The organism is Xanthomonas citri pv. mangiferaeindicae, assembly GCA_002240395.1.
In the GTDB taxonomy this organism is placed as follows: domain Bacteria; phylum Pseudomonadota; class Gammaproteobacteria; order Xanthomonadales; family Xanthomonadaceae; genus Luteimonas; species Luteimonas citri_A.
This window is the reverse complement of record CP016836.1, coordinates 2743347-2766130: the sequence shown is the minus strand read 5'-3', so window position 1 is coordinate 2766130 and position 22784 is coordinate 2743347. Positions and strand designations below refer to the sequence as shown.

At 71.2% G+C, this 22784-nt stretch carries 15 protein-coding genes and 1 pseudogene; 9 read left to right on the top strand and 7 right to left on the bottom strand.

All coding sequences use genetic code 11. The features are described 5' to 3' along the window. Positions 1 to 167: 167 nt before the first annotated feature. Positions 168 to 1787: a hypothetical protein gene (locus tag BEN78_11975; GenBank protein ASR43981.1), complete on the top strand. Its 1620-nt coding sequence runs from the start codon at positions 168 to 170 to the stop codon at positions 1785 to 1787. Positions 1788 to 1860: 73 nt separating this feature from the next. Continuing rightward, positions 1861 to 3043, top strand: a pseudogene (locus BEN78_11970) (hypothetical protein). A gap of 1 nt (position 3044) precedes the next feature. On the opposite strand, the gene BEN78_11965 reads toward BEN78_11970, so the two are convergent. Then, entirely contained in the window at positions 3045 to 3647 is a 603-nt protein-coding gene (locus tag BEN78_11965) for a hypothetical protein (GenBank protein ASR43980.1), read from the bottom strand. Between the two features lie 153 nt (positions 3648 to 3800). Between BEN78_11965 and BEN78_11960 the strand changes: the two genes are divergently transcribed. From BEN78_11960 to BEN78_11940, 5 genes are all read left to right on the top strand, one after another. Next, entirely contained in the window at positions 3801 to 4685 is an 885-nt protein-coding gene (locus BEN78_11960) for a thioredoxin (protein ASR43979.1), read from the top strand. A gap of 106 nt (positions 4686 to 4791) precedes the next feature. Next, positions 4792 to 5262: a tetrameric acyl-CoA thioesterase gene (locus tag BEN78_11955; GenBank protein ASR43978.1), complete on the top strand. Its 471-nt coding sequence runs from the start codon at positions 4792 to 4794 to the stop codon at positions 5260 to 5262. Between the two features lie 64 nt (positions 5263 to 5326). Beyond that, complete coding sequence (locus tag BEN78_11950) at positions 5327 to 7396, top strand: hypothetical protein (protein ASR43977.1); 2070 nt, start codon at positions 5327 to 5329, stop codon at positions 7394 to 7396. Between the two features lie 44 nt (positions 7397 to 7440). Continuing rightward, entirely contained in the window at positions 7441 to 8118 is a 678-nt protein-coding gene (locus BEN78_11945; protein ID ASR43976.1) for a hypothetical protein, read from the top strand. A gap of 96 nt (positions 8119 to 8214) precedes the next feature. Further along, entirely contained in the window at positions 8215 to 8619 is a 405-nt protein-coding gene (locus tag BEN78_11940) for a hypothetical protein (GenBank protein ASR43975.1), read from the top strand. Between the two features lie 164 nt (positions 8620 to 8783). Here BEN78_11940 and BEN78_11935 read toward each other — a convergent pair whose 3' ends face one another. The 5 genes from BEN78_11935 to BEN78_11915 form a co-directional block, all read right to left on the bottom strand. Continuing rightward, positions 8784 to 10094 (bottom strand): hypothetical protein, encoded by a 1311-nt coding sequence (locus BEN78_11935; GenBank protein ASR43974.1) that lies wholly within the window; start codon positions 10092 to 10094, stop codon positions 8784 to 8786. A 40-nt stretch (positions 10095 to 10134) separates the two neighbouring features. Next, positions 10135 to 11508: a peptidase M16 gene (locus BEN78_11930; protein ID ASR45110.1), complete on the bottom strand. Its 1374-nt coding sequence runs from the start codon at positions 11506 to 11508 to the stop codon at positions 10135 to 10137. A 289-nt stretch (positions 11509 to 11797) separates the two neighbouring features. Beyond that, a complete protein-coding gene (locus tag BEN78_11925; protein ASR43973.1) occupies positions 11798 to 13084 on the bottom strand; it encodes an amino acid:proton symporter in 1287 nt (428 codons plus the stop codon). A gap of 133 nt (positions 13085 to 13217) precedes the next feature. Beyond that, positions 13218 to 15098 carry a protease gene (locus BEN78_11920; GenBank protein ASR43972.1) on the bottom strand — a complete coding sequence of 627 codons (1881 nt, stop codon included), beginning with the start codon at positions 15096 to 15098 and terminating at the stop codon, positions 13218 to 13220. Between the two features lie 97 nt (positions 15099 to 15195). After that, on the bottom strand, positions 15196 to 18621 hold the full coding sequence (locus tag BEN78_11915) for a hypothetical protein (GenBank protein ID ASR43971.1): 3426 nt from the start codon (positions 18619 to 18621) through the stop codon (positions 15196 to 15198). Positions 18622 to 18859: 238 nt separating this feature from the next. On the opposite strand from BEN78_11915, the gene BEN78_11910 reads away from it, so the two are divergent. Continuing rightward, entirely contained in the window at positions 18860 to 20269 is a 1410-nt protein-coding gene (locus tag BEN78_11910) for a hypothetical protein (GenBank protein ASR43970.1), read from the top strand. On the opposite strand, the gene BEN78_11905 is transcribed toward BEN78_11910, so the two are convergent. Further along, positions 20245 to 20934: a two-component response regulator gene (locus tag BEN78_11905; protein ID ASR43969.1), complete on the bottom strand. Its 690-nt coding sequence runs from the start codon at positions 20932 to 20934 to the stop codon at positions 20245 to 20247. The two genes, BEN78_11910 and BEN78_11905, sit on opposite strands and share 25 nt — an antisense overlap. Positions 20935 to 21074: 140 nt before the next feature. On the opposite strand from BEN78_11905, the gene BEN78_11900 reads away from it, so the two are divergent. Beyond that, positions 21075 to 22763 (top strand): alkaline phosphatase, encoded by a 1689-nt coding sequence (locus BEN78_11900; GenBank protein ID ASR43968.1) that lies wholly within the window; start codon positions 21075 to 21077, stop codon positions 22761 to 22763. Positions 22764 to 22784: the final 21 nt, after the last annotated feature.

The window sequence follows — 22784 nt, the reverse complement described above, 5'->3', positions numbered from 1 at the left end:
TGGCGGCAGAGGACAGCCGGCAAGCCTACCCCAGCGCCCCCGCGTCCGCCACGCGAGCCCGGTACGGCCGAACGGGCTGCTAGACTCGTCTGATGTCTCGGACATCACCTCTCTCCCGCTCCCGAGCCCTGCGCCTGCCGGCGATCCTGCTGGCGTTCTCGCTGCTGGTGGGCGCCGCCGCCGCGGCGATCGTGGGTGTGCGCAGCCTGGAGCGGGCGAACGGGTCGCTGGAGCACAGTTATCTGGTGATCAACCTGCTTGTCGCCTCGGAGGCGGCGCTGCACGAGGCCGAGTCCAAGGCGCGCGGCTACCGCCTGACCGGCCGCGAGAGTTTCCGGCCCGAGTACGGCGACGCGGTGGCGCGCGCCGGCCAGTACAGCCGCAGGCTGATCGAACTGACCGCCGACAACCCCTCCCAGCAGGCGTTGGCGCGCACCTTCGACGCGGACATGCAGCGGCATCTGAGCACGATGGAGATCCTGCTCGATCCGGTGCAGATGGCCGCGCTGCCCGACGACGAGCGCCAGCGACGGATCAGCGACAACGTCCGCCGCGCCACGGCGATGTCGGCATTGCGCCAGCAGCTGATGGAAGAGGAAGCCCGGCTGCTGGCCGAACGCCAGGTCACCAGCCAGCAGCGCGCGACCTTGCTGGTGGTGTTCATCGTGCTGGCGTTCGTCGTCGCATTGGGCCTGCTGATCTTCATGCTGTGGAGCCTGTCGCGCGAGAACCGGCGCAGCCGCCGGCTCGAGCGCGACGCGCGCAATGCGATGCGCGACCTGCATGCGCTGTCGGAACAGCGGCATACCCAGAGCGAGTACGCGGGCATGCTGCAGAGCTGCCAGAGCCGTGAAGAGATCGTGGCGCTGACCACGCGCGCGGTCGTCGAGCTGGTGCCCGGCGCCAGCGGTCGCTGCTACCTGGCACGCCCGTCGCAGAACTTCCTCGAAAGCGCCGGCACCTTCGGCGAGCACCCGATCAGCCACGAAGACACCGTCACCCAGGACGATTGCTGGGCGCTGCGTCGTGGCCAGCCGCACTATCTGCGCGGCCGCAGCGGCGGGCTGCGCTGCGCGCACATCGACCGGGATGTGCCGCTGGACGGTGTGTCGACGCTGTGCGTACCGCTGATCGCGCAGGGCCAGTCGCTGGGCATGCTGCACGTCAGCGCAGCCAGCGATCCGTCGGGCAGCGACAACGACGCCTCGATCCTGGCCTCGCTGTCCGAGCAGATGGCGTTGGCGCTGGCCAACCTGCAATTGCGCGAGACCCTGCGCACGCAGTCGCTGCGCGATCCGCTGACCTCGCTGTTCAATCGCCGCTATCTCGAGGTGAGCCTGGCGCGCGAGCTCCAACGTTGCGAGCGCCGTCAGCTGCCGCTGTCGCTGATGATGCTCGACGTCGATCACTTCAAGCGCTTCAACGACACCCACGGCCATGCCGCCGGCGACGCCGTGCTCAGCCAGGTCGGCCGGCTGATCCAGGCCGGCGTGCGGACCGAGGACATCGCCTGCCGCTACGGCGGCGAGGAGTTCACGGTGGTCCTGCCCGAGCTCGACGCGGCGAATGCGCGCCTGCGCGCCGAGCAGATCCGCCGCGCGGTCGAGATCTCCAGCGTGCAGCACATGGGCCAGACCCTCGGCCCGGTGACGCTGTCGATCGGCATCGCGACCTTCCCCGCCAACGGCACCACGCCCGAACTGCTGCTGCAGGTCGCCGACGCCACGCTCTATCGCGCCAAGGCCGAAGGCCGCAATCGGGTGCTGCACGCCTCGCAGACCGACTGAGCGCCGCGCGGGCGCACGCCCTGCAGCCGTGCTTCAATCCGGCTTCCTGTCCTGGCCGCCCGGAGCCCGCCGCATGACCAGCCGCTTCCGCCTCACCGCACCGTCGCCGGTGCTCGCCCTGCTCGCCGTCGCCCTGCTCGCACCCGCCGCGCAGGCGCAAGACCGCACAGCCCTGCAGTGCGAGCGGTTGTTCGACGCGCGCAGCGGCCGCGTGCTCGGCGCGCATACGATCGTGGTCGCCGATGGCCGGATCGAATCGGTCGCCGCCGGTCACGCGGCGCCGGCGGGCCAGGCGCGCACGATCGCGCTCGCCGGGCGCACCTGCATGCCCGGCTGGACCGACCTGCACGTGCACCTGGGCTCGCAGTCCGGCCCGCAGAGCTATTCGGAAGGCTTCCGCCTCGACCCGGTCGATTTCGCCTACCGCTCGGTCGGCTACGCGGAAAAGACCCTGTTCGCCGGCTTCACCACGGTGCGCGATCTCGGCGGCGAAGTCGCACCGCATCTGCGCGATGCGATCGAACAGGGTCTGGTGCGCGGCCCGCGGATCTTCGCGGCCGGCAAGTCGATCGCCACCACCGGCGGCCATGCCGATCCCAGCAACGGCTACAACTCGATGCTCTCGCATCTGCTCGGCCCGCCGGGCCCGACCGAAGGCGTGATCAATTCGATCGACGATGCCCGCCAAGCCGTGCGCCAGCGCTACAAGGACGGCAGCGACGTGATCAAGATCACCGCGACCGGTGGCGTGCTCAGCTACGCCAGATCGGGCGATGCGCCGCAGTTCACCGTCGACGAAGTCCAGGCGGTCGTCGACACCGCCAAGGACTACGGCTACCGCGTCGCCGCGCATGCCCACGGCACCGAGGGCATGAAACGCGCGGTGCTGGCCGGCGTGACCAGCATCGAGCACGGCACCCATATGGACGAGGAGGTCATGCGGCTGATGAAGCAGCGCGGCACCTGGTACGTGCCGACGATCTACGCTGGGCGCTTCGTCGCCGACAGCGCGTGAATTCATCTACATGGTCGAGGCCGGGATCCCGGCGGCGTACGCATTGCAGTCGGCGACGCTGCACGCCGCGACCGTGCTCGGTGTCGACGACCAGGGCATCGTCGAGCCCGGGCGGCGCGCCGACATCATCGCAATGCCGGGCGACCCGGTCGCCGACATCAATGCGGTGCTGGCGGTCGACTTCGTGATGAAGGCCGGCCGCGTGTATCGTGCGCCGGAGGCATCGGCCACGCTCGACTGAGTCAGCCGACCCGGCGCGGCAACCGCCACGTCAGCCAGGCCGTCCAGCCGCACCAGGCCAGCAGCAACACGCGGTCGGCCGCACCGGCGGCCGCGACCGCCGGCGATGCCAGTGCCGCCACGACCGCGAGCGCCGCCAACAGCGAGACGAGCCGCACGCCCGGCATGGCGATGGCGGCCAGAGCCGCCCCGGCACCGAAGGCCAGGGCCCACAACATCCACGCGCTGGCGTGCGCCCGGCTGCCGCCGCCGTCGAGGTCGCCGGCATCGAGCGGCAGTGCGCCCTGCAGCGCGAACAGCAGCGCCGCCAGCAGCCACAGCCGCAGGGCGATGCCGATGGCCAGGCCCGCGTCCGGCCACCAGCGAACGCGCGCGCGCCACGCCACAACCGCCAGCACGAGGCCGGGCAGCACGAACGCGAGCAGATTGAACGCAGCCGCATGCGGCAGGCCGTGCGCGCCCGGCAACGCCAGCGGCACACCTGCCGGCAGGTCCGCAACCCGCGCGAAGCCGACCATCGCCAGCCAGGTCGCGGCATGCGCCACGAGCACCGGCCCCAACGACCGCCACCGCATCGATGTTTCCATCCACCCCACTCCAGCCATGTCCGGGCCGGATGATAGGCGCCCGGCGTGCCACCGCACCGATGTCGCTGGGGATCCACAGATCGCGCGCGGTCTGCGCTTGTATCCTGCGCAACCGTCGCCACCTCTAGTCGGGCCGCTCCGGCGGCTCCCGACCGCAACTGGAACTTCCGCATGCTGCTCAACGGCCAGGCCCCCACTCCCGAACGCTCGCCCCATATCGTCGATGTCACCACCGAGACCTTCGAGTCGGCGGTGCTGCAGGCCTCGCTCGATGTGCCGGTTCTGGTGGACTTCTGGGCGGAATGGTGCGGCCCGTGCAAGACCCTGGGCCCGGTACTCGAAAAGCTGGCGGCCGAGTACAACGGCGCCTTCATCCTCGCCAAGGTCGACGTCGACAAGGAATCGCAGATCGCCGCGGCGTTCCAGATCCGCTCGGTGCCCACGGTCTTCCTGATCGCCGGTGGCCAGCCGGTGGATGGCTTTCCGGGCGCACTGCCCGAGGGCCAGTTGCGCGAGTTCCTGCAGCGCCACGGCATCGTGCCGGCGCAAGGCGATGGCGCCTCGCCCGACGACGCCGCCCCGCTCGATCCGCAGGCCGAGGTCGCGCGGCTGCGCGAGGCGGTGGCCGCCGAACCCGACAAGGCGGAGCTGCGGCTCGACCTGGCGCTGGCGCTGCTGCAGACCGGCGCCGCGCAGGAAGTCGAAGGCCTGCTCGACGGCCTGCCAGCCAACCTCGCCACCGACGATCGCGCGGTGAAGGCGCGGGCGCGCCTGGATTTTGCCGCGCTGCTGGCCGACGCGCCGCCCATCGAAGCCTTGCAGGCGGCGATCGAACGCGAACCTGCGGACCTGCGCGCCCGCCACCTGCTGGGCGTGCGTCAGATCGTCGCCGGCGATGCACCAGCCGGCCTGGAACAGTTCATCGAGATGCTGCGCCGCGACCGCGATTTCGAGGACGGCCTGCCGCGCAAGGCACTGATCGATGCGTTCCGCATCGTCGACGACGCCGAGCTCGTCGGCCGCTACCGCAGGAAGATGGCCTCGCTGCTGTTCTGACGCGCCGATGCGCCCGTCGCCTGCATCGGCCCTGCCGGTGCGGGCAACGCTAAAACATACAGGTGCGTATGGTAATGTCCCAACGCCCTGGTCATGCCCGCCCGCCATGTCGCCGCGCCTCGCCCGTCTGCTGTTCAATCTCTGGCCGCCGTTCCTGTTCACCGGGATCCGCGTCACCGCGCTGACGCCCGGGTTTTCGCATGCCCGGGTCGAGCTGCGCCGGCGCTGGTACAACCGCAACTACGTCGGCACCCACTTCGGCGGCAGCCTGTTCGCGATGACCGACCCGTTCTGGATGGTGATGACGCTGCGCGCGCTCGGCGACGACTACGTGGTCTGGGACAAGGCCGCCGAGATCGAATTCATCCGTCCCGGGCGCGGCACTGTGCATGCCACGTTCGATCTCGATGCGGCCACCGTCGACGCGATCCGCGAAGCGACCGCGCACGGCGACAAGCACCTGCGCTGGTTCACCACCGAGGTCGTCGATGCGGCCGGCGAACCGGTCGCCCGCGTGCGCAAGCAGATCTACGTGCGCCGCAAGCGCGACCGCGGCAGCGCCCCAACGCCCGCCTGAGCCGCGCGCACGACGCCCCAAGCCGTCAGCCGGTCGGTATGCTGTAGCGCTACGGGGAACACGCATGTCGCAGACCACAAGCGGATACGAGTCGCCTGCGCTGCCGCAGATCGCGGGCTATCGCCTGCTGCGCGTCATCGGCCATGGCGGCATGGCCACGGTGTACCTCGGCACGCAGCTGTCGCTGGGACGCGACGTCGCCATCAAGGTCATGCGCCCCGAGACGCTGGCCGACGAGGTCAGCCGACGCCGGTTCGAGAACGAGACGCGGACGATCGCACGCCTCGAGCATCCCCACATCGTCGGCATCCACGATGTCGGTCGCACCGCCGACGGGCTGCCCTGGTACGCGATGCCCCACTTGCCGCATGGCCACCTCGGCCAGCGCGACCTGCGCGGCGACCAGGCCCGGGTCCGCGCGATCCTGCAGGCCCTGCTGTCGGCGCTGGCCTATGCGCATGCACGCGGGGTGATCCACCGCGACGTCAAGGCCGAAAACGTGCTGTTCGACGAGACCGACCGGCCGCTGCTGGCGGATTTCGGCATTGCGCTGCGCCGCGGCTACGGCACCCGGATGACGATGGTCGGGCTGGCGGTCGGCAGCACCGCGTACATGGCGCCCGAGCAGGCCCGTGGGCAACAGGTCGACTTCCGCGCCGACCTCTACAGCGTCGGCGTGCTGGCCTGGGAGATGCTCACCGGCGCGCTGCCGTTCGCGGGCGAGGACGCGCTGTCGATGGCGCTGGCGCACGTGCAGAACCCGGTGCCGCGCCTGCCGCCCGAGTTGCGCCACTGGCAGCGATTCCTGGACCAGGCGCTGGCGAAGTCGCCCAAGCGGCGGTTCGCCGATGCCGGACAGATGCTGCGGGCACTCGAGCAGGTGCCCCAGCGCGATGGCGAGGCCCGGATCACCGGGCAGATCCGCCGGATCGGCCGCGGCGGGCGCCGTCTGTTGCCGTGGCTGGCGCTGCCGGTCGTGCTGCTGGCCGGCGTCGGCGTGTGGCGCGCTTGGGAGCGCCCCTCGGCCACGCCGGTAGCGGCCGACGAGGCCGCGCCGGCCGCATCGATCGCGAGCGCGCCACCGGTCGCAGACCAGGACACCGCCGACGGCGACGCCGATGCCGATCTCGCACCGCAGACCGATCCCGACGCGGTGGCGGCCGCTGCCGGCATCGAAGCCTCGCAGGCTGCGCCCGTGTCGGAGGCCGACCGCCACCTCGCCGCCGCCGAGCGCCTGCTGCGGGCCGGACGGCTGGCGGCGCCGCACGACGACAACGCGCTCGAGCGCCTGCGCCGTGCACGCGCAGCCGATGCCCAACACCTGGGGTTGCCGTCGCTGACCACGCGTGTCTTCGCCGCAGTCGGCAACCGCGCCACCACGCTGATCGCAGGCCGCGACGACGGCGCGGCCACCGAACTGCTGCAGGCCGCACGCGCGCATGCCGGCAGCGCCGAGGAAGCCGCAGCGCTGCAGCCGGTGCGCGTGCAGGTGGCCGATGCAGTCGAGGCGCGCATCGCCGACGCCGTGACCGCGGTCGATCGCGACGACGCGATCGCCAGCCTCGCCGCCGCCGACGCCGTCGGACTCGACGCCGCGACCAAGGCGCGCCTGCGCCGCGAGGCCCAGGCCATTCCCGACCTCAATGCGCTCGCGGCCAAGATCCCCGGTGGCGCGCGGGTGGTCCGCAGCGGCGACACGAGTTTCGCGATCGCCAACGCGCCGGTCAGCCGCGGCGATTACGCGGCCTTCGTCGCCGCGACCGGCCGCAAGTCGTCGCCGTGCCGCGCGCGCGGCTCGGTTCTGCGGGCGCTGGCGCCGCGCGACTGGGAGTCGCCGGGCTTCGACCAGAGCCCGGGCGATCCGGTGGTATGCGTGTCCTGGCATGACGCGGTCGACTACGCACGCTGGCGCAGCGAACGCGAGGGCCGCAGCATCGTCGTGGCCTCCACCACGCAAGGCGCAGCCGCCCCGGCGTCCGCCGATGGGCCGGCGGAATGGCGCAGCGACTGCGCGGCGGCATGCAAGGATCGCATCGCCGCCGGCCGCAGCCGGCGCGACGCACTCGACAGCCGCGCGCTCGATCCCAAGCGCGGCTACGACGACGTCGGCTTCCGGCTCGTGCATCTGCCATGACTTCCCGGGCATGATGACGCCCCCTTTCGCCTCGCGGATCTTTCATGAGTGCCCACTCCCTGGGCGGACGCCTGCAGCGCCTGTTCCTCACCGGCCTGCTGACGCTGCTGCCGATCTGGCTGACCTGGATCGTCGTCAAGTTCGTCTTCGTGCTGCTGTCGGATATCAGCACGCCCTGGGTGGTGCCGCTGGCGCACGGCATCTCCGCCGCGTTCCCGGCGCTGGGATGGATCAATGTCGCCTCGGTCCAGGCGACGGTCGCGATGATCGCAACGATCGTGCTGATCCTCGCCGTCGGCTGGCTGACCCGCCGCGTCGTCGGCCAGCGCATGCTCGGCTGGGTCGACGCGCTGGTGCGCCGCATCCCGCTGGCCAACATCATCTATTCGAGCGCACGCAAGCTGCTCGACATCCTGCAGACCAAGCCCGACGGCACCCAGCGCGTGGTGCTGATCGATTTCCCGCACAGCCAGATGAAATCGGTCGGCTTCGTCACCCGGGTGATCCGCGAACAGGGCACCGGCCGGGAGCTCGCCGCGGTCTACGTGCCGACCACGCCCAACCCGACCTCGGGCTATCTGGAGATCGTGCCGCTGGACAAGGTCACGCCGACCGACTGGACCGTCGACCAGGCGATGAGCTTCATCATCTCCGGCGGCGCGGTGGCGCCCGACACGATTCCCTTCGAGCCGCCGCCGCCCGCGTCGGCGCCCGCCCGTTAACGTCCGGTGCCGGCACGTCGCCCACGCCAGCGCAGGCCGCCCGCAGAGACGCGCGTGCGCGACTCTGCCAACGCCGGCCCAGCGCCGGCGGGCCAGATGATCCGCACGCTGTCCTCGCTGATGCTCGGCATGCTGGCCGCCACGACGGTCGCGCTGGGTTTCGAGTTCCTCGGCAAGCGGCTGTTCCCGCTGCCGGCCGGTGCGCTGCCCACGGATGCCGGCCCGTCCGGTCTGTTCGCGATCGCCCCGACCGGCATGTTGCTGCTGGTCGCACTCGGCTGGCTGGCCGGCGCCCTGTGCGGCGGCTGGGTCGCCGCCCGCATCGCGCACCGTCGGCCGATGCGCATGGCACTGACGGTCGGCGCGCTGATCCTGATCGCCGTACTGCTCAACGCCTGGCTGTTGCCGCAGCCAGTGTGGATGACCGTGCTCGACGCGATCGGCGCATTGCCGATGGCCTGGTGCGGCGGGCGCTTGGCTGGCGCCGCGCCGCGCCGTTGAACGACGCCGGCACATGCCGGCGCCCACGCCTCAAGGCGCGTCGTCCGCCCGGAACGCACCAAACGCCGTCAATTGCCCGGCGACCGCCGCGTCGCCGACGACCACGATGCTCTGGCGCGCGGGATCGAAGAACTCGCGCGCGACCGCCTGTACCTCGGACGCCGTCACCGCGTTGGCCTGGTCGACGTAGCGGCTGAGGTAATCGGCTGGCCGGCCCAGCAGCCAGTTCGACGCCAGCGCCGAGGCCACCGCCCCTGCAGCTGGTTCTGGAACAGGTAGGTGCCGGCGGTGAAGCGCTTGGCGCGCTGCAATTCATCCTCCGGCACGGGTCGGGCGCGCATCCGCTCGAACTCGGCCAGGAACTCGCCGATCGCCGCACCGGTGACCTCGTTGCGCACGTCGGCCTGGGCCTGGAACGCCCCGCCCCGTGCGCGCAGGCCGAAGCTGCTGCCGGCGCCATAGGTATAGCCTTTGTCCTCGCGCAGATTGCGCATCAGGCGGCTGTCGAAGCCACCGCCGAGGATGGTGCTGGCGAGCGCGGCGGGAATCGCCCGCGCGTCGTCGGCCGCGAACGCCGGGCGACCGATTCGCACCGCCGACTGCACACTGCCCGCGCGCGGCACCAGGACGAACTGCGGCCGGTCGGCGGCCGCGGGCGCGGGCGCCTCGGCGATGGCATCGCCGCGGCCCGCCCAATCGCCGAACGCATCACGCGCGAGCGCCAGCGCCGCGTCGTCCGACAGCGGGCCGGCAATCACCAGCAACGCCTGGTCTGGCCGGAAGCGCGCGGTATGCGCGGCCTGCAGAGCCGCGACGTCGGTGCCGGCGATGCTGGCCTCGGTCGGCAGCGTGTTGCCGTAGGGGTGGTCGCCGAACAGCACGCGCCCCATCGCACGGTTGGCCTGGTAGGCCGGCTGCGCCTGCATCGCCTTGAGGCTCTGCAGCGCGTTGGTCTTGGCCAATTGCACTTCGCTGGCCGGGAACGCCGGGTGGCGCACCACGTCGGCGAACAGTGCCGCCAGTGGCTGCGCCGACGACGACAGACCGGATGCGGCGATGACGAGCCCGTCGCTGCTCGCACTGGCCGAGATCGATGCCCCCAGACGTTCGAGCGTCTCGGCAATCTGCACCGAAGTGCGCGTCGCGGTCCCTTCCTGCAGCAGGCCGGCGAGCAGGTTCGACATGCCCGGCAGCGCAGTCGGGTCGCTTGCCAGACCGCCGCGCACGGCCAGCACATAGTCGACCTTCGGCAGGCCGCCCGCGCGCGGCACGATCCAGACCGTCAGGCCATTGTCGAGCCGGCGCTCGACCAGGCCCAGTTCGGGCAGCGGCCGGTCGGCGCCGTAGGCCGGCAAGTCGGCGGGCAATACGGTCGGCGGCGCCTCGGCCGGTGGCGCACCGGGCGCAGCTTGCGACTGCGCCTGCGCGGCGGCGGCCATCAGGCAGGCGCCGAGCGCCAGAACGAGCGGACGCACTGCGCGTGTACGGCGATACGGAATGTCCATGGCGGTCTCCTCAGTCCTGCGCGGGGGCGGCGGGGGCCGGTGCGGCCGGCGGGGCGATCCCGCGCGCCGGGGCCATCGCGGCCGGCACGCGGTCGATGACGGTGCGGTTGCCGTCGGTCAGGTAGGTTTTGGCGACACGCTGGATGTCAGCCACGGTCACCGACCGCACCCAGCCGGGCACTGCGTTGAGCGTTTTCGCATCGCCCCACAGCAACTGCGCCTTGGCCAATTCGTCGGCACGCGAGATGAACGGCTCGAGGCCGTCGACGTAATCGGCCAGCAGCTTGGTCTTGGCCGCAGCCAGCGTCTGCGCCGGCACGCCCTCGGCCACGATCCGCGCGATCTCCTCGTCCATCGCGGCGAGCACGGCGTCGGGCGAGACATCGGGCTTGTAGAGGGCGAACAGTGTCATCAACGTCGGGCCGTCGTAGTCCCAGGCGTGCCCCAGCGGCCAGCCCACTCCGCCGTCGATGTTGAGGAGTTGTTCGCGCCCCTTGACCAGTCCCTGGTACAGCCGCGACGCGTCGCCGCCGGCGAGCAACTGCGCCAGTACCGCCATCGGCGCCTGGTCGGCGCTGCCGCGCGGCGGCATCTTCCAGCCCACCGCCAGCGCGGGCACCTGCGCCAGCGCATCGCTCTGCGCTTCGCGCCTTTCGCGCGTGTTCAGGGGCTCGGACACGTCCGGCCGCGCGGGCGTCGCACGTGCGGGGATGTCGCCGAAGTACTGTTCGACCAGCGCGAATGCCTCGTCCGGTGCGATGTCGCCGACGATGCCCACCACTGCGTTGTTGGGCCCGTAGTAATCGCGATGGAAGGCCTGGACGTCGGCCAGCGTCGCGCCCTCGAGATCCTTGAAGCTGCCGTAACCGTCATGTGCGTTGGCCCACTTGTCGAACGCCAGACGGTTGATGTCGAACACGAAGAACAGCCCATAGGGCTGGTTCTGCACATTGACGCGGATCTCCTCCTTGACCACGTCCTGCTGGTTCCTCAGGTTCTGGGCAGAGAAGTCGAGCGTCTTCATCCGGTCCGCTTCCAGCCACAGGATCGGCGCGAGCGCCGACACCGGCGCGGTTTCGATGTAGTTCGTGTAGTCGGGCCGCGTCGAGCCGTTGAGCCGGCCGCCGCCGCCCTGGATCACGCGGTCGAACACGCCCTTGGGTGCGATCGGCGTGCCCTGGAACATCAGATGCTCGAACAGATGGGCGAAGCCCGTGCGGTTCTCGGGCTCGAGCCGCATGCCCACGTGATAGACCACGCTGACGCCGACAGTGGGCGAGCTGCGGTCCTGCGACACCACGACGGTCAGGCCGTTGTCCAGGCGCCGGGTCTCGATCGGCAGTTGCCAGTCGGCGGGCTGTGCGGCCGCCGGCGCGGCCAGCATCGCGAGCAGCACGCATGCACCGCCCAATCCTGCGAGTCGTCTCATCTCGATCCCCTTGCCGCCCCGCTCCCGGGGGCGCGAAGCCCGACTATAGGCCGCATCGCCGGCGTCGCGGTGTGCCGCAGGTCATGCGCCGGTCTGCACGCGCCGCTAACACTTGCGGCCCATCGGCACGCGACGATCGCGGCCCGCTCTACCAGGATCCGCCGATGTTCAAGCCGCGACCGAACGCGCCGCGCCACCACGCCTGCAGCGCTGAACCAGGTGGCGCCCGGCGACGCCGCCTGCGTCAGCGCGGCGCGTCGGCGCCGGTGTCGTCGATCCCGACGTTGCTGCTCGCCGCCTCATAGACCCCGCGGTCGAGCAAGCCGGTCTCGCGCGCGACCAGCACCGGCACCAGCATCTGCCCGGTGACGTTGGTCATCGTGCGCATCATGTCCAAGATCCGGTCGATCGCCAGCAACAGGCCCAGGCCTTCGAGCGGCAGACCGGCCGCCGACAGCACGACCGTCGCCATCACCACCGCCGTGCCCGGCACGCCAGCGGTGCCGAAGCTGCCGAGCACCGAGGCCAGCAGGATCGCCGCGTACTGCGCGAAACTCAGCTCGATGCCGAAATACTGCGCGATGAATACCGAGGCCAGCGTCGGATAGATCGCGCCGCAGCCGTCCATCTTGATCGTCGCACCCAGCGGCACCGCGAACGCGGCGTAGTCGCGGTTCACGCCCAGGTTGTGGGTGACCGCGCGCAGCGCGACCGGCATCGCCGCCAGGCTCGACGAACTGACGAACGCGACCTGCATGCCGGGCGCGGCGCCGCGGAAGAACTTCAGCGGATTGAGCCCGTGCACCAGCAGCAGGCCGCTGTAGACGATGACGATGTGGGCGGCGCACGCGACGTACAGCGCGATCACGAAACTGCCCAGCGGCAGCAGCTTCTCGAAGCCATAGGTGCCCACGAGGGCGGCGATCAGGCCGAAGGTGCCGAGCGGGGTCATCTCGAGCACGAAGCGCGTGACCTGGATCATCGCATCCGACGCCTGGCCGACCAGCGTGCGCAGGGCAGCGACGCGCTCGCCGAGCTTGACCAGCGCGAAGCCGAGCAGGCCGGCGAAGAAGATGACCTGCAGGATCCGTCCTTCCGACAGCGCTGCGAACGGGTTGGTCGGCACCACACTCAGCAGCACCTCGACCGGGGTCGGCACCTCGCGCGGGGTGTAATCGGCGGCCACGGTCAGCGAGCCCGGCGCCACGCCGAGCCCGGGATTGAAGGTGTAGGCGACGGCGAAGCCGACGCCCACCGCGAGCACCGCGGTCGCGGCGAACCAGCCGAAGGTGCGCCCGCCGAGCGCGGCGATCGATTGCTGCCCGTGCAGGGCGGCGACCGCGTTGATGACCGCGAAGAACACCAGCGGCACCGCGATCATCCGGATCAGGTTGACGTACAGCGTGCCCAGCGGTTGCAGCCAGGTGCCGGCTGCCGGCCCGAGCAGCCAGCCGGCCAGCGCGCCGAGCACGAAGGCGCCGAGCACGCGCTGCCAGAACGGAATCCTGAACCACCATGCCACTGCGTTCATTGCGGCCTGCCCGAAACGTCGAACTGCGACGATACGTGAGCGCATGGGGGTTGGCGATGCCCCTGCCGCGACGCCAGCGTCCCACCAGTGCAACGCCCGGCGACATCAACGGCCGCCGGGCGCGCGGATGTGGCTACTGACGGGCGACGACAGTCAGGCCTGTGTAGCTGCCGCTCAACTGCAGGTAGTACGTGCCGGCCTTGGGCGCGGTGATGCGGATCGTCTCGATGTTGCTGCCCGCACGCGCCGAGCGGAACTCGTAGTCGGTCGAGGTCGGCGGTGCGCCATAGCGCGCGTGCAGGGTGACGTCGCCGCGGCCGGCCAGCGTCATCAGCGTCAACGTGCGACCGGCCTGGGCCTCGAAGCGGAACAGCGCGCCCTCGCCGTTCGAGGCCAGGCCAGTGACGTCGGCGCCATTGAACAGCTGGGTGCCGAGCTCGCAGGTCTCGGTGGCCGGATCGCAGGGGGTCTCCAGCGCCTTCTCCAGCGCGCGGGTCGCATCGACGATGCCCACGCCGATCGGCGTATTGGCCGGCGGCGGCACATTGAACGGACGCGCGGTGCGCTTGAGCAGGAGCTCCATCTCGGCCGGCGTCAGCGGCGGACGGTCCTGGGCGACCAGCGCGCTCTGCACCAGCGCAGCGATGCCCGACACATGCGGGGCCGCCATCGAGGTGCCCATCAGCCCGGTGTAGAGGTACTGCCCGGAGGTCGGCGTGGTCTTGCCGTCGTAGCCGGTCTGCAGCACGTAACCGTTCCAGCCGCCGTTGCCGGTGTCGAACTCGCCGCCACCGCCGGGGCCGGAGACGTCGACCACCGCACCGAAGTTGGAGTAGTACGCGCGCCCGCTGTTGATGCGGTTGGCGCCGACCGTGATCACATTCTTGCAGTTGGCTGGCGAATAGCGCTGGGCATCGTCGTTGTAGTTGCCGGCCGCGACCACGACCACGCTGCCGCGCGCGACCGCACTGTCGATCGCCGCCTGGGTCATCGCCTCGCACGTGCCTTGTCCGCCGAGGCTGAGATTGATGACCTCGGCCGGGTGCACGTTTTCCGGCACGCCCTCGACCGCGCCGCCCGAGGCCCAGACTATCGCATCGGCGATGTCGGAGTCATAGCCCCCGCAGCGGCCGAGCACGCGCACCGGCAACACCTGCGCGTCGTAGGCGACGCCAGCACCACCGATGCCGTTGTGGGTCGCCTCGGCGACCGTGCCGGCCACATGGGTGCCATGCCAGGTGCTGTCGATCACCGGCGAGCCGCTGTAGCACTCGCCCGCCACCGGGTTCCAGTCGCCGTGGTCCAGCGCGCCGGGCACGCGGTCGGCGGTCTCGCGCCGGGACACGAAGGGATCGGTGATGAAGTCGTAGCCGGGCAGGATGTTATCGGCAAAGTCCGGATGCTCGGCCAGGATGCCGGTGTCGAGCACTGCGACCACCACGCCGGCACCGGTCGAGCGGTCCCAGGCGTTGGCGACGTTGATCGCGCCGGCCGAGCCCTGCAGGTGCCACTGGTGGCTGGCGAAGAATTCGTCGTTGGGGGTGAGCTGCGGCGTGACGGTGCGCTTGTCCACGCCGGTCGCGCGCATGCGCCGGTCCACGTGCACTGAGGCCACCGCCGGATCGGCGGCCAGTTCGGTCACCAGCGCCTGCAAGTCGCGCGCGGACAGCGGCCGCGACAGCCGGAGCACGTCGTAGCCGACCGCGGTCGTGCGCAGATGGCCGACCTGCAGCGCCGGCAGCGCCTTGGCCGCGCGGCCGGTGGCGACCGGACGCTCGAGCCCGGCGCGGCGGATCGCGGCGGTCGCGACCTGCAGCTTGCCGGTGCGATCGGTGCTGGCGATGCGCGCTTGCGCGTAGCGCACGACGATACGGTCGGACGCGGCCTCGGCCGGCGGCGCCACATCGATGCGCGGCACGATCTTGGTGGGGGTACGGGCAGCATCGGCGACCTGCGCGCCGAGCGCGCCGGCCAGAACCGCGGCCAGGGCCACGCTGATGGATGTCTTGTTCATGGTCGAACTCCTCGATTGGGTCGGGATCCGGCGCTTGCGCGTCGCGCCGCCGGACCGGGCACAGAGAAACGGCCGGCGGCGTCCGCCGGCCGGAAGATCACAGATCGATGCCGAAGCCGATGCCGGCCGAGGCCTCATCGCCGCTGAACGCGCCGCCGAGGCTGAAGGAGCCGCGGTCGCCGAGCTTGCGGGCATAGCCGACCGACAACGCGCGCTCGCCGCTCTGGAAGCCGGCGCCGACCGCCACGCGCCCGCGCGGGCTCTGCGTGCCGGCGGCGTTGGTCGCCATGTTGAGCATCGCCGCGCTCATCGCGCCCTGCTTGTCGAGCCTGCGGTCGACGTCGCTGAAGCGACGCTCGACATCGCCGCGGTAGGCCGCGAAGTCATCGTTCCAGGCGGCGAAGCGCTGGTCGGTGTAGGCATTCGCCGACGACAGCGTCTTGGTCGCGGTGGTGTCGGTATAGGCCTTGGCCTCGGTCACGCCGGCCTGGACCTGCGCGACGTTGGCCGCGTCGGTCGCGGCAGTGCCGGCGGCGACATGGGTGATCTGCCGCGCGTTGCCGGTGCTGCCGACCGACACGGTATTCGCCCGGTCGGCCACCGAACCCTGGCCCAGCGCGACCGCGTTCTCGGCGGTGACCGACGCGCCCTGCCCGATCGCCGTGCCCGAGGCCGCGGACACCGATGCGCCCTCACCGACGGCCACCGCGTTGGTGGCGCCGGCCGAGATCGACGTGTTGGCGCCGAGCGCGGTGCTGCCGTCGGCATGCACCTGCGCATTGCCGCCGACCGCGGTGTCATTGGGCCCATGCGCGTACGCACCGCCGCCCACGGCAACCCCGTTCTCGCCGTTGGCGGCCGCGCCGCTGCCGACCGCGACGCCGTTCGGGCTGTCGGGACCGACGCTGGCCTCGCCGTCGCCGCCGATTGCGACCCCTCGGCCGCCGGCTTCCACCGCGCCGATGTGCGCGTCGATCCGACTGATGTGCGCATCGATCGCGCCCAGCGCCTGGCCGATCGAGCTGTACTGCACGCCCTGCAGCACATAGGCCGGCGCCGACACCGTGCCGAAGGCAGTGACCGTCGCCCCGCCGCCCAGAACATCGGCGACGCTGCGCAGCGCCCCGTGCACCTGGCCGCCGTTGACCGCCTCGCGGCTGTCGCCGGCGATCCGGCCTGCGGCAACATGGTCCAGCACTGTGCCGTCGGCGCCGCCGAACGACACGCGTCCCTTGTCCGCACCGTCGTAGCGCACCACGCCTTCGGCCAGTTCACCGAGGTTGCCGGACACCGCCTTGAGCTGGGCGAGGTTCACCGCGTCGGTATCCTCGGTGCCGGCCGCGACATTGATGATCTGCCGGGTGAAGGCCTGGTTGACCGTGCCGTCGTTGCCGTTCGTCCACGACTGCGACGCGCCGACCGACACGGCGTTACCGCGGTCTGCCAGCGAGCCTGCGCCCAGCGCCACCGAATTCTCCTCCAGGGTCAGCGACTGGAAGCCCAGCGCCAGCGCATTGCGTCCCAGGGCGGTGCTGAAGCCGCCGAGCGCGACCGCGTACGGCGCCGCCTCGCGACCGCCGGGGCCGCCGCCCAGTTCCCACGGCCGGAAACCACCGGCATTGGCCCAGGTCCCGAGCGCGAGCGACCCGTCGCCCTCGGCAATCGCCTGGTAGCCGGCCGCAATCGAGGCATCGCTGTTGGCATAGGCGCCGTTGCCCAGGCTCACCGACTGGGCACCGTTCGCGAAGCTGAAGTTGCCGACCGCGGTCGAATAGCCGCCGCGTGCGAGCGCACCGGCACCCAGCGCCGTCGCGCCTTCCTCGTCGGCGAACGCACTGCCGCCGACCGCCGTGGCGTTGTAGCCGCTGGCCCAAGCGCCGGCGCCCAGCGCGTGCGCCATCTCGCCGGTCGCGCTGGCGTTGTAGCCGTAGGCCGTGGCCCACATGCCTTCGACGCTGCTGTGCGCACCGACCGCCATGCTCGCCGGGCCATCGCTGTAGGCGCCAAGGCCGATCGCCAGACTCTGGTCGCCCAGCGCGGTCGCCTCGGTGCCGATCGCGATGGTGTTGAGATTGGCCGCTTCGGCGCCCGTACCCAGCGCCAATGCGTTCTCGGCCAGCGCCAGCGCGTTGTGGCCGACCGCGACCGTGCCATTGGCGTAGGCGGTGGCGCCGGCGCCGTAGGCTGAAGCCCCGTAGCCGATCGCAGTCGCAGTCTCGCCGGCCGCCGTGGCCTCCTCACCGGCCGCGAATGCGCCGGCGTCTTCGCTCGAATCTTCGCGACCGACCGCGGCGAAGTACCGGCTCGAGGCCGTCGCGTCCTTGAGCTGGCCAAGATTCACCGCGTCGGTGTCCTCGGTCCCGGCGGCAACGTTGATGATCTGCCGGGTGAAGGGCGCCGTCGTGTGGCCATCGTTCTGGTTGACCCACTGCTGCGACGCGCCGACCGACACTGCATTGCCGCGGTCGGCCAGCGAGCCGGTGCCCAGCGCGACCGAGTCGTCATCGAGCGTCATCGTCTGCGCGCCCAGCGCCAGTGCCCGCTGGCCCAGGGCGGTCGAGTTCGCACCCAATGCAACCGAGAACGGCGCGGCCTCGCGGCCGCCCGTGCCACCGAATTCCCACGGACGGAAGCCGCCCGCGTTCGCCCAGGTGCCGAGCGCCAGAGATCCCTCTCCTTCGGCGATCGCCTGGAAGCCAGCCGCGATCGAGGCGTCGCTGTTGGCATAGGCACCGTTGCCCAGCGTGACCGATCGATAGCCGGACGCGAAGCTGAAGTTGCCGACTGCGGTCGAATAGCCACCGCGCGCAAGCGCACCGGCGCCCAGCGCCGTCGCGCCCTCTTCGTAGGCGAAGGCGCTGCCGCCAACCGCCGTGGCGTTGTAGCCGCTGGCCCCGGCGCCGGTGCCCAGCGCATGCGCCATCTCGCCGGTCGCACTGGCGTTGTAACCGTAGGCCGTGGCCCACAGCCCCTCGGCGCTGCTGTGCGCGCCGACCGCCATGCTCGCCGGGCCATCGCTGTAGGCACCCAGGCCGATCGCCAGGCTCTGGTCGCCCAGCGCGGTCGCCTCGGTGCCGATCGCGATGGTGTTGAGGTTGCCCGCTTCGGCACCGTTGCCCAGTGCCAACGCGTTCTCGGCCAGGGCCAGCGCGTTATGGCCGACCGCGACCGTGCCATTGGCATAGGCGGTCGCGCCAGCGCCGTAGGCCGAAGCCCCATACCCGATCGCAGTCGCGGTCTCGCCGGCCGCCGTGGCCTCTTCGCCCGCCGCGAATGCGCCGGCGTCTTCGCTCGGATCTTCGCGACCGACCGCGGCGAAGTACGGCACGGCGGCGACATCGTCGGCACGCGGCGCGACCGTGTCCGCGTCGACGGCGAACGCCGCGGCCGGTACGGCGCCCAGCGCCGCTGCCAGTGCCAATCCCCGCACCGTGCGTGCGCGGCCGCTGCGGCGCGCCAATTCGGACGCGACGACGAGCCGCCCGGTGGCCCGATGCCTGACCAGCCTGTAGATCCTGTTCATTACGCTAACCCCTGGAATGAGACGAAGACGATGGGCACGTCCGCGCACGCAGCCCCCTGCCGCGTCCGCCGTGCCGTTGCTGTGTGTCGAGTCCCGTCGACGGGCCCCACCTGCTGCGGGGCCTGACGGCCATTGCGGCCGAGGTCCGACACTAAATTTCAGTCGCGTGACTTGTCACACTCTGAATCTGGCCGGATCATCACGACTCCTCACATTCCGTCCGCCGACGGCCACCAACATGCCGTCGAGTCTGCTTCCCCGCCTGCGTCGCCGGGCCGTCTCCGGGCTCCAGCGGATCTCGGACTGGCTGCAGCGCGTGCCGCTCGACGAGCCGATGGATCGGCGCAATGCCGCGACGTTGCAGGTGCTGTTCGTGTTCCTGGGCGTCACCGTGCCGCTGAACTGGTGGCGCCATCTGACCGCCGGCATGCTCGCGCCGCAGTTCCGTCCCTTCATCACCGCCGACATCGTCGCCGCACTGCTGTGCTGGCTGTGCCTGTGGCTGATCCGCCGCGGTGCGCTGCGCGGTGCGATCGCCCTGTTTGTGACCGCGCAACTAGGTGCGGCCAGCGTGGGTTACGCGACCACCGGCGTGCTGATCGACCAGACCGCGCAAATGCTCACGCTGGTGATCGCCGGCCTGATCTTGGGCCGGCGCGCGCTGTGGATGGTGTTCCTGGCGGTGCTGGGCGTGGTCCTGATCGGCGTGGGCGTGGCGCTCATCCCCAATGCGGACGCCGAGCAGGCGCTCACCCGTGCGGCGGTGCTGCTGCCCTCGTTCTTCATGAGCTATCTGGTGATCACACTGGTGCTCGATCGCAGCATCGCGGCGCTGCGCGAGGCCTTGGCCGAATCGAAGGCGCGCGGTGCCCGGCTGGAGAACGAGATGCGCGAGCGCGAGCGCACGCAGGCGCAGTTGATCGAGGCGCAGAAGCTCGAGGCCACCGGCCGCCTGGCCAGCGGCGTGGCGCACGACTTCGACAACATTCTGGCGCTGATGGCGGCGTTCTCCAGCGAGCGCCACCGGGTCGACCCGGGCGCCGATGCGCACGCGCGTGCCGACGCGCTGGCGCAGGCGCTCGAAGGCGTCGAGCAGGCGTCCCAGCGCGGCATGGCGCTGACCCGCAAGTTGCTGACGTTCGCCCGGCCGCAGCCGACGACGCTGGACACGGTCGACGTCGGCCGCGCGCTGACCGAGCTCGCCCCGATGCTGCGGCAGAGCTTCGGCCCGGACGTGCGCGTGCGCGTGCCGCGCGCCGAGGCCGCACTGCCGATCCGCATCGACCGCCACCAGTTCGACCTGGCGCTGCTCAACCTCGCCTCCAACGCCCGCGACGCGATGCCCGACGGCGGCACCTTCGAGGCGAGCGCGGGGGATGCGGCCGATGGCCGCGTCGAGATCGTCCTGCGCGACAACGGCCACGGCATGGGCGAAGCCGTACGCCAACGGATCTTCGAGCCGTTCTTCAGCACCAAGGCGACCGGCAGCGGCACCGGGCTGGGCCTGGCAGTGGTGCACAGCCTGGTGACCGGCGCCGGCGGCACGATCGAGGTCGAGAGCGCGCCCGGTGCGGGCACCACCTTCCGCATCCGCCTGCCGCGCGCACCCGAGGCGCTGCACGATCAGCGCAGCGAGGTCAGCACGTAACCTTCGCCGTGCACCGCCGACAACGGCAGGACGTCGCCGCAGGCCTCGGCAACTTTTCGGCGCAGGCGGTAAATCAGCGTGTCGAGCCGATGCGGGTCGAAATCGTGGACGTTGTCGGAGACCGCGGCGATCAGGCGGTCGCGCGCGACCGTCTCGCCCTCGGCTTCGACCAGGCACTGCAGCATCCGCCGCTCGGATTTGGTCAGCGCCGCGCCGTGGCCGCTGGGCCCGACCAGACGCCAGCCGTTGTCGGCCAGTCGCCAGCCATCGGCCGGTGCCGGCGACGGCGCATCGCCGTGCAGGCGACGGGCGAGGCTGTGCAGGGTCGCCGCCAGCAGGTCGATCTCCACCGGCTTGGCCAGATAGGCATCAGCGCCTTCGTTGAGCCCGCGCACCCGGTCGGGCGTATCGCGCCGGGCGGTCAGCATCACGATGCCCATCCGCGGATGGCGCATGCGCAAGCTCCGCGCGACGTCGTAGCCGCTGGCGTCGGGCAGGCCGACATCCAGTACCACGATGTCCGGCACGCCGCGACGCAGGCGCATCTCGAGTTCGGCGGCGCTGGCCATGCCTTCGATCTGAAAGCCAAAGTCGGCCAGGCGCGGCAGCAGGATGCGCTCGCGCAGCATGTCGTCGTCTTCGAGCAGCGCAATGGTCAGCGTCATGGTCGTCGTTCCGCGCCGGCAGGCGTGGGGGAGTCGCCTCGCCGGCGCTACGATGGTAGCGCGCCGCGCGACCGACACGAGCCTGCCATGCGGGGCGGGCATAATGGAGGCGCATCTTTTCGTTTCCGGGCCGACTCTCCATGCGCGTTTTCTCCGCGGGCATCGCCTGCACCTTGACCCTGCTCTGCGCCGCCTGCGCCTCCATCGACGCCCCCGCGCCGCCCCAGGCCGGCACCGCACTGCACGTCGACGTCCCCGTCGCCGCCCGTCCCGCCGACGAGACCGCGCAATGGTGGTACCGCAGTGGCGCTGCGCGTGCGGCGGGCAATGGCGCGATGGCCGGGAACGCGAAGAACGTCATCGTCTTCCTCGGCGACGGCATGAGCCTGACCACGGTCGCCGCGGCCCGCATTCTCGAAGGCCAGCGCAACGGCGGCACCGGCGAGGAACACCAGTTGAGCTGGGAGCACTTCCCGCACACCGGGTTGAGCAAGACCTACAACACCGATTCGCAGACGCCCGACTCGGCCGGCACCATGACCGCGGTCGCCACCGGTGTGAAGTCGCACATGGGCGCGATCGGCGTCTCGGCCGGCGACCGCACCGACTGCGCCGACAGCCAGGGCCGGCACCTGCAGTCGTGGCTGCGCCTGGCCGCCGAGGCCGGTCTTGCGACCGGCATCGTCACGACCGCGCGGCTGACCCATGCCACCCCCGCCGCGACCTACGCCCACGTACCGGACCGCAACTGGGAAAGCGATGTCGACATGCCCGAGGCCGCACGCGCGGCCGGCTGCCGCGACATCGCCAGCCAGTTCGTCGACGCGGCGCGCGATGGCTACGGCCCGCGCGTCGCCCTGGGCGGCGGTGCGCGTCCGTTCCTGCCCGATGCTGAGGTGATGCCCGGCATCCGCGGCCAACGCCGTGATGGACGCAACCTCGTCGAAGAGTGGCAGGCGGCCCGGCCCGATGGCGCATTCGTCTGGACCACGCGGCAGCTGCAAGCGGCGCGTGCATCGTCGTCGGTGCTGGGGCTGTTCGGCCTCAGCCACATGGACTACGAGCACGACCGCGACACCGGGCCTGATGGCCAGCCCGACCTGGAAACGATGACGCGCTTCGCGATCGACGCCCTCTCGCGCGACGGCAAGGGCTATGTGCTGCTGGTCGAGGGCGGCCGCATCGATCACGCCAACCACGCCGGCAACGCGTTCCGCGCCCTGGACGAGACCGTTTCGATGTCGCGCGCGGTGCAGGCCGCAGCCGAGCTGACGTCTGCCGAGGACACCCTGATCCTGGTCACCGCCGACCACTCGCATACGCTGAACTTCGTCGGCTACCCGGCGCGCGGCAACCCGATTCTGGGCAAGGTCCGCGGCCGCACCGGCGAGGACGGCGATCCCAATGCCTACGCGCTCGATGCCACCGGCCTGCCCTACACCACGCTGTCCTACGCCAACGGCCCGGGCTACACCGGCGCCAGCGACCAGCAACCGGCCGGCCCCAAGACCCATCCGCATGCCCCCCGCAGCGTCGAGCCTGCGCAGGGACGGCCGGACCTGCGCGCAGTCGACACCGAGCATCCCGATTACATGCAGGAGGCGCTGGTACCGATGAAGAGCGAATCGCACGGCGGCGACGACGTCGGCATCTGGGCGCGCGGTCCGGGCAGCGACGCAGTGCGTGGGACGATGGAGCAGAACGCGATCTACCACATCATCGTGCAGGCCACGCCGGCCTTGCGTGCGCAGCTGTGCGCGAACGGCCACTGCAACGCCGACGGCGTGCCGGTCGAACTGCCGAAGCCCGCGCCGGCGCGTACGCACTGACGCACACGCCCGCGCTCGGGC

Coding starts and splice junctions, on each gene's coding strand:
- BEN78_11930 (ASR45110.1), bottom strand. CDS start 11,508: ATGCTGGCCGCGCCGGCGGCCGCACAGCCCGCCGACTGGCAACTGCCG.
- BEN78_11915 (ASR43971.1), bottom strand. CDS start 18,621: ATGAACAGGATCTACAGGCTGGTCAGGCATCGGGCCACCGGGCGGCTC.
- BEN78_11950 (ASR43977.1), top strand. CDS start 5,327: ATGTCGCAGACCACAAGCGGATACGAGTCGCCTGCGCTGCCGCAGATC.
- BEN78_11965 (ASR43980.1), bottom strand. CDS start 3,647: ATGGCTGGAGTGGGGTGGATGGAAACATCGATGCGGTGGCGGTCGTTG.
- BEN78_11925 (ASR43973.1), bottom strand. CDS start 13,084: ATGAACGCAGTGGCATGGTGGTTCAGGATTCCGTTCTGGCAGCGCGTG.
- BEN78_11920 (ASR43972.1), bottom strand. CDS start 15,098: ATGAACAAGACATCCATCAGCGTGGCCCTGGCCGCGGTTCTGGCCGGC.
- BEN78_11955 (ASR43978.1), top strand. CDS start 4,792: ATGTCGCCGCGCCTCGCCCGTCTGCTGTTCAATCTCTGGCCGCCGTTC.
- BEN78_11910 (ASR43970.1), top strand. CDS start 18,860: ATGCCGTCGAGTCTGCTTCCCCGCCTGCGTCGCCGGGCCGTCTCCGGG.
- BEN78_11945 (ASR43976.1), top strand. CDS start 7,441: ATGAGTGCCCACTCCCTGGGCGGACGCCTGCAGCGCCTGTTCCTCACC.
- BEN78_11940 (ASR43975.1), top strand. CDS start 8,215: ATGATCCGCACGCTGTCCTCGCTGATGCTCGGCATGCTGGCCGCCACG.
- BEN78_11905 (ASR43969.1), bottom strand. CDS start 20,934: ATGACGCTGACCATTGCGCTGCTCGAAGACGACGACATGCTGCGCGAG.
- BEN78_11960 (ASR43979.1), top strand. CDS start 3,801: ATGCTGCTCAACGGCCAGGCCCCCACTCCCGAACGCTCGCCCCATATC.
- BEN78_11900 (ASR43968.1), top strand. CDS start 21,075: ATGCGCGTTTTCTCCGCGGGCATCGCCTGCACCTTGACCCTGCTCTGC.